At 74.1% G+C, this 11,494-nt stretch carries 11 protein-coding genes; 8 read left to right on the top strand and 3 right to left on the bottom strand.

Annotated elements, in window-relative coordinates; translation table 11 throughout:
* The 6 genes from QL983_RS07525 to hutG all read left to right on the top strand — a co-directional run.
* A partial coding sequence (locus QL983_RS07525; protein WP_290152129.1) for a DUF1648 domain-containing protein occupies positions 1-788 on the top strand: 788 nt, incomplete at its 5' end.
* An 8-nt stretch (positions 789-796) separates the two neighbouring features.
* On the top strand, positions 797-1,333 hold the full coding sequence (locus tag QL983_RS07530) for a metallophosphoesterase (RefSeq protein ID WP_063189892.1): 537 nt from the start codon (positions 797-799) through the stop codon (positions 1,331-1,333).
* Positions 1,334-1,542: 209 nt separating this feature from the next.
* Complete coding sequence (locus QL983_RS07535; protein ID WP_049147891.1) at positions 1,543-2,475, top strand: hypothetical protein; 933 nt, start codon at positions 1,543-1,545, stop codon at positions 2,473-2,475.
* A 225-nt stretch (positions 2,476-2,700) separates the two neighbouring features.
* Entirely contained in the window at positions 2,701-4,071 is a 1,371-nt protein-coding gene (locus QL983_RS07540; RefSeq protein ID WP_044658669.1) for an O-acetylhomoserine aminocarboxypropyltransferase/cysteine synthase family protein, read from the top strand.
* A gap of 3 nt (positions 4,072-4,074) precedes the next feature.
* On the top strand, positions 4,075-4,590 hold the full coding sequence (locus QL983_RS07545; protein ID WP_282963270.1) for a CoA-binding protein: 516 nt from the start codon (positions 4,075-4,077) through the stop codon (positions 4,588-4,590).
* 74 nt (positions 4,591-4,664) lie between these two features.
* Positions 4,665-5,711 carry a formimidoylglutamase gene (gene hutG / locus QL983_RS07550; protein WP_134416799.1) on the top strand — a complete coding sequence of 349 codons (1,047 nt, stop codon included), beginning with the start codon at positions 4,665-4,667 and terminating at the stop codon, positions 5,709-5,711.
* Positions 5,712-5,751: 40 nt separating this feature from the next.
* Here hutG and QL983_RS07555 read toward each other — a convergent pair whose 3' ends face one another.
* Complete coding sequence (locus QL983_RS07555) at positions 5,752-6,429, bottom strand: GntR family transcriptional regulator (RefSeq protein ID WP_041104439.1); 678 nt, start codon at positions 6,427-6,429, stop codon at positions 5,752-5,754.
* A gap of 102 nt (positions 6,430-6,531) precedes the next feature.
* Here QL983_RS07555 and QL983_RS07560 point away from each other — a divergent pair, with 102 nt between their 5' ends.
* Positions 6,532-7,194, top strand: coding sequence for a flavin reductase family protein (locus tag QL983_RS07560; RefSeq protein ID WP_282963269.1), 663 nt, complete (start codon positions 6,532-6,534; stop codon positions 7,192-7,194).
* Positions 7,191-8,501 carry an MFS transporter gene (locus QL983_RS07565; RefSeq protein WP_041104434.1) on the top strand — a complete coding sequence of 437 codons (1,311 nt, stop codon included), beginning with the start codon at positions 7,191-7,193 and terminating at the stop codon, positions 8,499-8,501. Before QL983_RS07560 ends, QL983_RS07565 begins: the two co-directional genes overlap by 4 nt.
* 126 nt (positions 8,502-8,627) lie before the next feature.
* Here the strand turns inward: QL983_RS07565 and hutH are convergent, their stop codons facing one another.
* Both hutH and hutI read right to left on the bottom strand, forming a co-directional pair.
* On the bottom strand, positions 8,628-10,241 hold the full coding sequence (gene hutH / locus QL983_RS07570; RefSeq protein ID WP_290152136.1) for a histidine ammonia-lyase: 1,614 nt from the start codon (positions 10,239-10,241) through the stop codon (positions 8,628-8,630).
* 29 nt (positions 10,242-10,270) lie between these two features.
* Positions 10,271-11,476: an imidazolonepropionase gene (gene hutI / locus QL983_RS07575; RefSeq protein ID WP_144860036.1), complete on the bottom strand. Its 1,206-nt coding sequence runs from the start codon at positions 11,474-11,476 to the stop codon at positions 10,271-10,273.
* Positions 11,477-11,494: the final 18 nt, after the last annotated feature.

Raw genomic sequence — 11,494 nt, forward strand, 5'->3', positions numbered from 1 at the left:
CCGCCCCCGACGACGTCCCCGCCGCCGAGCGCGCCGCCCTGCGCCGTGGCCGGCTGCGTCCGTGGCTGCCGTTCCTGCTCGCGGCCGTGCTGTGCCTGGCGCTGCTGGGGTGGGCCCTCGTCGCCCTGCCGGGCCTGCCGGAGCGCGTGCCCACGCACTGGGGCGTCGACGGGCGGCCGGATGCGTGGGAGGACACCTCGTTCGGCACGGTGGCGGCGGGGCCGCTGATCGGCCTCGGCGTGACGGGGTTCCTGGCCCTGGTCTCCGCGATGGTCACCGTCCTCGTCCCCACGGATCCGGGGCTGTCCCCGTGGCGGCGCGTGCGCCAGGCGGGGGTGCACCGCGGGGTCCAGGAGTGCCTCGGGTGGTCGTGCGTGCTCATCGTGCTGGTGCTGGCCCCGTCGACGGTAGAGGCGCTCGCCGCCGGGGCGTGGATGATGCCCTGGTGGCTCCTGCCCCTCACGCTGACCGTGCTCATGGTGGGCATCTTCCCGGCGATGCGGGCCGGCATTCAGCGGTGGACGCGCTGGTCGGACCGCGTCGCGGCGGAGCTCGGGCACCGGCCCACGGCCGCGGAGCTCGCCGAGGACGAGATGTGGACGCCCCTGGGGCTCAAGCGCGACCCCGAGGACCCGGCCGTCTTCCCCGCCAAGCGCCCCGGCTACGGGGTGGGCGTGACGGTCAACCTCGCCACCCCGGTGGGCCGGTGGCTGGTGCGCGGATTCGTGGCCGTGTTCATCGTCGGCCTGCCTCTGGCGATCTGGCTCGGCGCGTTCGCGGCACGGTGAGGCGGACCGTGCCCGACGACGTCGCCGTCCGCCTGCTCCTGATCGCCGACACCCACATCCCGCGGCGCGCCCGCGCCCTGCCTGCGCAGGTGCGGGCCGAGGTGGCGCGGGCCGACGTCGTGCTCCACGCCGGCGACTGGGTGGCCGAGGACGTGCTCGACGACCTCGACGCGCGGGCCGCCCGGCTGGTGGGCGTGTGGGGCAACAACGACGGGCCGGGGCCGCGGGCGCGGCTGCCCGAGGTGGCGCGCGTGGAGCTCGGCGGGGTGCGGATCGCGATGGTCCACGAGACGGGCCCGGCGGCCGGCCGCGAGCGCCGCATGGCCGCGGCGTTCCCGGACGCGGACGTGCTGGTCTTCGGGCACAGCCACATCCCGTGGGACACCGTGGCCGGGCCGGAGACCGCGAACCCGGGCCTGCGGCTGCTCAACCCCGGCTCCTGCACGGACCGGCGGCGGCAGCCGGTGTGCACGCTGATACGCGCGGTGGCGCGGGACGGACGGCTCGAGGACGTGGAGCTGGTGCCGGTCGACCGCACGCCGTGACCGACGGGCCGGCCGCTCCCCCCTGCAACGCTGGTTGAGTTATCACGGGTCCAGGCGGCTTGCACCCGTGATAACTCAACCCGCGTCGCGCCGGTGCCACCATGACCGGCGGGTCGGCCGCTCCTGCACAGCCACCACGACGACGGCGGCCCTCCCCAGGGCGCGTCGGTCCGGTCCGTCGCAGGGCCCGGGGGCGGCAGGCTCACCCCATGACCGCGCGCACGCCCCTGCCGTCCACCCTCGCCGCGGGCGCCTTCACGACGGCCGAGCTGCACGCCGCCGGCCTGCCGTGGCGCCGCACCCTCGCGGCAGACCTCGCCCGGATCTGCCGCGGCGTGCACACCGCGGGCATCCCCGACCCGTGCGCCCCGGACGGCGCGGCCGCGCTGGTCCGCCTCACGGGCGGGGTGGTCTCCCACGTCTCTGCCGCCCTCTGGCACGGACTGCCGCTGCCGCCCCGCCTCGCGCGGCCCGCCGGACTGCACCTGACCTTCGACCGCTCCGCGCGCACGCACCGGACCGACCTGGACGGCGTCGTCAGCCACCGGGTGCGGCTGCCCTCCGACCACGTGCTCGAGCTTCCCGACGGCCAGCGCGTCACGACGGCGGCGCGCACCTGGTTCGACCTCGCCGGGATGCTCCGCCCCCACGAGGTGGACTGGCTCATCGCGGACGGCGACCACCTGGTGCGTCCGCCGTGGACGCCGACGGGCCGGGCGGACCCCGTGGCCACCGTGTCCGAGCTGTCGGAGGTGCTCGCCCGCTGCCGTGGCCGGCCGGGTGTCCGTCTCGCACGTGCCGCGCTGGCGGAGGTGCGCGTCGGGGCCGACTCCCCGCCCGAGACCTTCCTCCGGCTCGCGCTGATCCGGGCCGGGCTGCCGGAGCCGGAGCTGCAGGTCGCCGTCGACCCGGCCGACCCGGCCTCGCCCGTCGTGGACCTCGGGTACCGGGGGGCGCGCCTGGCCCTCCAGTACGACGGCGCCGGCCACCGCACGGCTCAGCAGCAGGCGAGGGACGCCCGTCGGGACGCGTACTGCCTCGAACGGGAATGGACGACCCTGCGCTGCACCTGGGAGGACCAGCGCGCTGGGTTCGGGCGGATCGTAGGGCTGGTCCGGCGTCGGCTCGCCCGCACGCGCTGATCCGCCCCCGCCCGTCCCAACGCGGGTTGAGTTGTCACGGGTCCCGTCCAACGCGGGTTGAGTTGTCACGGGTCCAGGCCCGCGTAACCGGTGATAACTCAACCCGCGTTGCACGCCAGCGGCCGGCGCCGCGTGACGCTCTGCGACGTCCCCACCCTGCCCCCGGCGCGCCTCGCCCGGGACAATGGGACGGACTGTCCCGAAGCCTCCATCGAAAGGACCCCCGTGGCTGACCACGAGTTCGGCTTCCGCACCCAGGCGCTGCACGCGGGCGCCGTCCCGGACGCCGTCCACGGCTCCCGCGCGGTGCCGATCCACCAGACCAGCTCCTTCGTGTTCGAGTCCGCCGAAGACGCCGCCAACCTCTTCGCGCTGCAGAAGTACGGCAACATCTACTCGCGGATCGGCAACCCCACGGTCGCCGCGTTCGAGGAGCGGGTCGCCACGCTCGAGGGCGGGATCGGGGCCGTCGCGACGGCGTCCGGCATGGCCGCCGAGTTCGTCACCTTCGCGGCCCTCGCCGCGGCCGGCGACCACATCGTGGCGTCCTCCAAGCTGTACGGCGGCACGATCACCCAGCTGGACGTCTCCCTGCGCCGGTTCGGCGTCGAGACCACGTTCGTGGACTCCGCCGAGGCCGCGGACTTCGAGGCCGCCCTCCAGCCCAACACCAAGACCGTCTACACGGAGATCGTCGCCAACCCCTCCGGTGACGTCGTGGACCTGCCCGGCCTGGCCGACGTCGCCCACCGGCACGGCGTGCCGCTCGTCGTGGACGCGACCCTCACCCCGCCCTACCTGATCCGGCCGATCGAGCACGGCGCGGACATCGTCATCCATTCGGCCACGAAGTTCCTCGGCGGGCAGGGCACCACGCTCGGCGGCGTCGTGGTGGAGTCCGGCCGCTTCCCATGGGACAACGGCAAGTTCCCGTCGATGACCGAGCCCGTGCCCTCGTACGGCGGCGTCTCCTGGTGGGGCAACTTCGGCGAGTACGGCTTCCTCACCAAGCTCCGCTCGGAGCAGCTGCGCGACTTCGGCCCGTCGCTGGCCCCCCAGTCGGCGTTCCAGCTGCTGCTCGGCGTCGAGACGCTGGCCCCGCGCATGGACGCCCACCTGGCGAATGCGCAGGCCGTGGCGCAGTGGCTGGACGAGGACCCGCGTGTCTCCTGGGTCCGCTACGCCGGCCTGCCCGACCACCCGCACCACGCCCGCGCGCAGCAGCTGCTGCCCCGGGGCGTCGGCTCGGTGTTCAGCTTCGGCGTGGCCCCGGCGGCCACGGACACCGACGACGGCGCCTCCGGTCCGGAGGCCGGGCGTGCGACGGCGTCGCGCTTCATCTCCGCGCTGCAGCTGGCCTCCCACCTGGCCAACATCGGCGACGCGAAGACGCTGGTGCTGCACCCCGCCACGACGACCCATCAGCAGCTCACCGCCGAGCAGCTCGTGGCCGCGGGCATCCCGGCGGACCTCATCCGCATCTCGGTGGGCATCGAGGACCTCGAGGACATCCTCTGGGACCTGGACCAGGCCCTGACCGAGGCCACCGGCCGCACCCGCGACGGCGCCGTCGTTCCCGCAGAGCAGGAGGCCTGAGCCATGAGCACCGCCCACCCCGAGCGCACCTGGACCGGCCCCGGCGCCCCCGAGCGCCTGGCGATCCTGCGGCGCACCCGGTCGATCGCGATCGTCGGCGCCTCGGACAAGCCGGCCCGTGCGTCGTACTTCGTGGCCACGTACCTGCTGAGCTCGACCACGTACGACGTCTACTTCGTCAATCCCGTGCTCGCCGCGGCCGGCAAGGAGATCCTCGGCCACCGCGTGTACGCCTCGCTGGACGACCTGCCCGTCACCCCGGACCTCGTGGAGGTGTTCCGCAAGTCCTCCGACGCCCCCGAGGTGGTGGCGGACGCCGCCCGCGTGGGCGCCCGGACCGTGTGGCTGCAGCTGGGCATCTGGAACGAGGACGCCGCGCGTCAGGCCGAGGCCGCGGGCCTGGAGGTCGTGATGGACCGCTGTGTGAAGATCGAGCACGCCCGCTTCCACGGCGGGCTCAACCTCGCCGGCTTCGTCACCGGCGTGATCAGCTCGCGGCGCCAGGAACTGGACCGCTAGGCGGACGACGCCCCGTGTCGGGCGTCGTCCGGCCCTCGTTGCGCACCCGCCCGTCGATGGCGTGGGATGGGCCCATGACCTCCGAGCTCCCCTCCTCGTCCCTCTCCCCCGCCTGGACCGGCCGCACCGACGGCGACACCCCCGAGCACCTGCGCTGGCACCAGGTCGTCCGCCCCGCCGACGGCCGCGGCGAGCCCACGACGACGCAGCGCCACCCCGGTGCCGGCGCTCCGACGTCGGGCGCGCGGTCCACGGCGCTCGTCGGCTTCGCCTCGGACGAGGGCGTGCGCCGGAACCACGGCCGCGTGGGCGCCGAGGACGGCCCGGAGGCGCTGCGCGGTGCGCTCGCCTCGCTCGCGTACCTCGAGGGCACGGGCGCGCTCGTGGACGCGGGCGACGTGTCCGTGGACCGCGGCGACGACGACGCCCCGGGCGAGCTCGAGGCGGGCCAGGCCGAGCTGGGCACGGTGGTCAGCGGGCTGCTGAACGCCCACGACCTGGCCGTGGTGCTCGGCGGCGGACACGAGACCGCCTACGCCTCGATCACGGGCCTGACCGGCTCCACGCGCGTGGGCGCGGGCACGCGCGTGGGCATCCTCAACCTGGACGCGCACTTCGACCTGCGCGAGGCGCCGCGGCCCAGCTCCGGCACCCCGTTCCTGCAGGCGCTGCGGGACGCCGAGGGGGCGGAGCATCAGCTCTCCTACGCGGTGGTGGGCATCAGCGAGGCCAACAACACCCGGGCCCTGTTCGACACCGCGCGCGAACGCGGGGTCACGTGGGTGACCGACGAGCAGGCCCAGACCGCCGACGTCACCGGCGTCCGCCGCTGGGTGCGCTCGTTCATCAACGCGGTGGACGTGCTCTACCTGACGATCGACCTGGATGTGCTGCCGGCCGCCGTCGCCCCGGGGGTGAGCGCACCGGCCGGCTTCGGCGTGCCGTACGAGGTGATCCACGCGTGCGCGCTGGAGGCCACCCAGTCCGGGAAGCTGGCCCTGGCCGACGTCGTGGAGCTCAACCCCGCCCTGGACGTGGACGGCCGCACGGCGAAGGCCGCGGCCCGGCTGATCCACACGATCGTCAGCCGTCACCGGACGGACGCGTCGCTGCTGGCCTGAGCGGGCCGGGGGTCCCTTCCGGCGCGGGGGGCCGCGGGCGTCAGCGTCCCTCCGCCCACGGGGCCGGGGGCTCGGCGCTGCCGTGGGCCGCGCGTCGGGCGGCGTAGTCCAGTGCCGAGCGTGCCAGGAAGTCGTGCAGGGCCAGCACCCCGGCCCGGGCTCCTGCCGAGTCCCTCCGGGTCACCGCCTCCAGCGCCGGGACGTAGAACGCCCGGCCGCGTTCGACCTCGTCGGGCAGGCCCTTCGTGGTGGCGAGCCAGAACCGGCGGCACAGCCCCTGGAGCGGGACCAGGGAATCGGCGAGATAGCGGTTGTTCGCGATCGTGCGCAGGAGTTCGTGCGAGCGCCCGACGGCGGCGACGTACGCCGGCAGGTCCTCCACCGTGCGCAGGTGCCGCACGTGGGCTGCGACGGCGGCCAGCTGCTCCTCGTCCGCCCGTGCGCAGGCCAGTCCCACGGCCAGCGCCTCGAGCGACCGCCGCACCTCCAGCCTCTCCAGCTGGTCGTCCACGGAGATCGGGGGCACCTGCAGGCCACGTCCCCCACCGGCCAGGAGCCAGTGGTCTCGGATGAGGCGTTGCACGGCCTCGCGCAGGGGCGTGCGCCCCGTCTCGGCGGCGTCGATGAGGGCCGCCTCGCTGAGGATGGCGCCCGGTGGCAGCTCCCCGGTCTCGATCTTCTGCGTCAGGCGGGCGTAGGCCTCCTCCGACTTGTTCATGGGCCCAGCCTAGGCAGTCATCTTCCCGCACCCCCTTGATATATCCGGAATATGCGGCGTAGCGTGGCCCACATCCTGTTACCGGCATCACATGGAGGACCCGTGAAGTACCGCCCGCAGCACGAGGCCAACCCCCTGCCCTTCTCCCCCTTCAAGAGCTCCACCGTGCCGCGGCCCATCGGCTGGCTGTCCTCCGTGAGCACGGACGGCCGGGAGAACATCGCCCCCTACAGCCAGTGGCAGAACCTCACCTTCGACCCGCCCATGGTGATGTTCTCCGCGAACCAGTACCCGGACGGACGCCGCAAGGACACCGTCCTCAACGCGGAGCAGACCGGCTGGTTCGTGTGGAACATGGCCACCTACGACCTGCGCGAGGCCGTCAACGTCTCCGCCATGGCCCTGGAGCCGGGCGAGAGCGAGTGGGACAGCATCGCGGAGCACGGCGTCACCAAGGTCTACGCGGACAACCACCCCATCCCGATGGTCGCCGAGTCCCCCGTGCGCTTCGAGTGCCGCTACCACTCGACGCACCGCATCAAGGGCGACTCGAACGTCGGCACCATCGACGTGGTCTTCGCCCACGTGGACACCATCCACATCGACGACGACGTCATCACCTCCGACGGCCGCCTCGACATCCCGCGCATCCAGCCGATCGCCCGCCTGGGCTACTTCGACTACACCGTGGTGCGGGAGACCTTCGAGATGCGGGTGCCCGGCGCCGACGGCGATGCCCAGGCCGGCCTCGAGGGGCGGTCATGAGCACCGCGGCCACCGGTGCGGCCCGGCCCGCTCCCGTGCCCGGGGCCCGCCCCCGGAGCCTGAAGGACATGCTGGCCGTGAACTTCGGCAACGCGCTGGAGTGGTACGACTGGAACGTCTACACGATCTTCGCCCCGGTCTTCGCGGCGCAGATCTTCCACGCGGACAACCCCACCTCCGAGCTGCTCGCCACCCTGGCCGTCTTCGCGGTGGGCTTCGTCGCCCGCCCCATCGGCGGCTACGTGTTCGGCGCCTACGCGGACCGGGTGGGCCGCAAGCGCAGCCTCTTCGCGGCGATGATGATCACCGCGCTCGGCAGCCTGATCATCGCCTTCACCCCCACCTACGGCACGGTGGGCGTCCTCGCCTCGGTGATCCTCGTCATCGCCCGTCTGCTGCAGGGCCTGGCGCACGGCGGCGAGATGGGCACCTCCGTGACCTACCTCGTGGAGCGGGCGCCGCAGGGCCGGCGCGGGCTGTTCGGGGCGACGTCGTGGGTGTCCGTGGTGGTGGGCACGATCCTGGCGACACTCGTGGGCCTGGCCGTCAACACGCTGCTCTCCCACGAGCAGGTGGCGTCCTGGGGCTGGCGCGTGGCGTTCGGCATCGGCGGCGTCCTCGGCCTCTACGCGCTGTACCTGCGACGGAGCCTGACGGAGTCGGAGCACTTCACGGCGGCGCAGCAGGTGGTGCCCACCGCCGACGACGCCCCCCGCCGGGAGCCGGGTGCGGTGTGGCGCGGCCTGCTGACGATCTTCCTGGTCTCCGCGGGCGGCTCCCTGATGTTCTACACGTGGCTGATCTACCTGCCCACGCACGCGCAGGTGGCCCATCAGATGGACAAGTCCACCACCCTCTCGGCCTCGCTCGTGGCCCAGGTGATCTTCCTGGTCGCCATCCTCGGGGCGGGCCTGCTGGGCGACCGGGTCGGCCGCCGTCCGCTGGTCATCGCCTTCGGCCTGCTCTTCGTGGTGCTGCCGTTCCCGCTGTTCGGCATGCTGGACGGCACCTTCGCCTCGTTCCTGCTCGTGCAGACCATCGCCCTGCTGGCGGTGGCGCTGCTGTTCGGCGTCAACGGCGCCGTCTGGTCCGAGGCGCTGCCCACGGCGGTGCGCGCCAAGGGCGTGGCCACCATGCTCTCACTGGCCACCGCGATCTTCGGCGGCACGGCGCCGTACCTGATCACGTGGCTGACGGCGCAGGGGTGGACCAGCGCGTTCCCGATCTACCTCATGGTGGTCGGCGGCCTCACCGGCCTGACCGGCCTGTTCATGAAGGAGACGAAGGACGTGGACCTGGCGGCCTGAGCCGGGGCCAACCGACCCGACCCGCAGGCCGCCCCCTCCACACACAGAGTGGTCACGACACGCCGTCTCGTGCAGACGCACGCGGCGTGTCGTGACCACTCTGCGGCGTCGGACCACGCTGTGGCGTCAGTGCCCCTCGGCCTCGGCGCCCTCGGACTCCTCGGCCAGGTCCTGCGGCTCGGCATCGGCGGATACGCCCGCGAGCGCCTCCGCCACGGCGGCCAGCACGGACCCGTCGCGCAGGGCCTGCTCGGCGGCGGCCAGCTGCGGGGCCATGTACTGGTCCGGGCCGGGGCCGGGCACGCCGGCCTCGCGGATCACGCGGACGGCGGCACCGGTCGCGGCGGAGGGCTGCAGCGGGGCGCGCAGCTCGATCGCGCGGGCGGCGGCCACGAGCTCGACGGCGAGCACACGGCGGAAGTTCTCCACGGCCGAGCGCAGCTTGCGGGCAGCATGCCAGCCCATGGAGACGTGGTCCTCCTGCATCGCGGAGGACGGGATGGAGTCCACGGACGCGGGCACGGCCAGGCGCTTCATGTCCGAGACGAGCCCGGCCTGCGTGTACTGGGCGATCATCATGCCGGAGTCCACGCCCGGGTCGTCCACGAGGAACGCGGGCAGCCCGTGCGAGCGGGCCGGGTCCAGCATGCGGTCGGTGCGGCGCTCGGACATGCTCGCGACGTCGGCCACCGGGATGGCCAGGAAGTCCAGCACGTACGCCACGGGCGCCCCGTGGAAGTTGCCGTTCGAGCTCACCCGGCCGTCGTCGAGCACCACCGGGTTGTCCACGGTGGCGGCGAGCTCGCGCTCGGCCACGGTGCGCACGTACGCGAGGGTGTCGCGCAGGCCGCCGGCCACCTGCGGGGCGCAGCGCAGCGAGTAGGCGTCCTGCACGCGGGAGTCGCCCTCCTTGTGGCTGGCCACGATCGGCGAGCCCGCCAGGATCTTCAGCATCCGGTCGGCGGAGGTCGCCTGGCCCGGGTGGGGGCGCAGCGGCAGGTGCAGCTCCGACACGAACACGCGGTCGGTGCCGAGCAGCGCCTCCACGGACATCGCGGCGGTGAGGTCCACGGTGTCGGCGAGCTCCTCGAGGTCGGCCAGCGCCATGATGAGCATGCCGAGCATGCCCTCGGTGCCGTTGACGAGGGCCAGGCCCTCCTTCTCCCGCAGCTCGACCGGCTCGATCCCGGCCTCGGCGAGCGCCTCGCCGGCCGGACGCAGCGCGCCGTCCGTCCCGACGACGTCGCCCTCGCCCATCAGCGCCAGGGCCAGGTGGGAGAGCGGTGCGAGGTCACCGGAGCAGCCCAGGGAGCCGAACTCGCGCACGGCGGGGGTGATGCCCGCGTTGAGCATGGCCACGAAGGTCTCCACCACCACGGGGCGCACGCCCGTGCGGCCGGAGGCCAGCGTGGTGGCGCGCAGGAACATCAGCGCGCGGACGACCTCGCGCTCCACCACGGGGCCCATGCCGGCGGCGTGGGAGCGGATCAGGGACTTCTGCAGCTGCGCGCGGGACTCGAGCGGGATGTGCTTGTCCGCGAGCGCGCCGAAGCCGGTGGAGACGCCGTAGGTGGGGGTCTCGGCCTCGGCCAGCGCCTCGACGTGGCGGCGCACCGCGCCGACGGTCTCGAGCACGTCGTCGGCGAGCACCACGCGGGCGTCGTGGCGGGCCACGGCGACGACGTCGTCCAGGGTGGCCCCGGACGTGCCGAGCGTGACGGTGACGGGAGGGGTGGTCATGGTGATGCGTTCTCCTTGCTGTCGGTCGATCAGACGGCCCGGCGGCCCGCGCGCCAGACCGCATGGGTCAGCGGCATGCCGGGGCGGTAGGCCAGGTGGATGGCGGCGGGGGCGTCGAGCACGTGCAGGTCGGCGCGCTTGCCGACCTCGAGGCTGCCGACGCGGTCCTGCGCCCGCAGGCCGATGGCCCCGCCGAGGGTGGCGGCGCGCACGGCCTCGGCGAGGGTCAGGTGCATCTGCAGCACGGCGGTGCCCACGTTGAAGTTCATGGACGTGGTGTAGCTGGTGCCCGGGTTGCAGTTCGAGGCCAGGGAGACCTCGATGCCGGCGTCGAGCAGGCGGCGCGCGGGCGCCAGCGGGGCGCGGGTGGACAGGTCGCACGCGGGCAGGCAGCCGGCCACGGTGCCGGGCGTGCCGGTGGCCGAGGCGCGGTCCCAGTCGGCCCAGGTGCCGGCCAGGGCCTCGACGTCCGCGTCGGAGAGGTGGTTGACGTGGTCCACGGAGGCGGCGCCGAACTCCACGGCCACGCCCACCCCCGGGCCCTGCTCGATCTGGTTGCCGTGCAGGCGCACGCCCAGGCCCGCCGCCACACCCGCGGCGAGCACGCGGCGGGTCTGCTCGGCGTCGAAGGCGCCGGTGTCGCAGAACACGTCCACCCAGCCCACGTGCTCCCGCACGGCCGCGAGCATCGGCCCGACGACGTCGTCCAGGTAGTCCTCCGCATCCCGGCCCGGGGGCACGAGGTGGGCGCCGAGGAAGGTCACCTCGTCCACGAGGCCCTCCTCGCGCAGCCCGGCTAGCAGGCGCGCGTGGCGCGCCTCCTCCTCCACGGTGAGCCCGTAGCCGGTCTTGGTCTCGAGGTAGGTGGTGCCGCCGGCCACCGCGTCGGCCACCCGGCCGCGGACCAGCTCGGCCAGGCGAGCGTCCGAGGCGGCGCGGGTGGCGGAGGTGGTCACGCCGATGCCGCCGGCCGCGTAGGACTCGCCGGCCATGCGGGCCTCGAACTCGGCGGAGCGGTCCCCGTCGAACACGAGATGCGTGTGGGAGTCCACCCAGCCGGGCAGCACGGCGCGGCCCTCGACGGACACCCGGTCGTCCGCCTCCGGGGCGTCCGCGGCGGGGCCGATCCAGGCGATGCGCTCGTCCTCGACGACGACGGCCGCGTCCGTGAGCACCCGCCCTTCGGGGTCGACGGTGGTCAGCTCGGCGATGTCGGTGATGAGCGTGGAGCGCATGGGGGCCTCTCTGCGGGA

This window comes from Micrococcus sp. APC 4021 (assembly GCF_030407635.1).
GTDB classification, from domain to species: domain Bacteria; phylum Actinomycetota; class Actinomycetes; order Actinomycetales; family Micrococcaceae; genus Micrococcus; species Micrococcus luteus.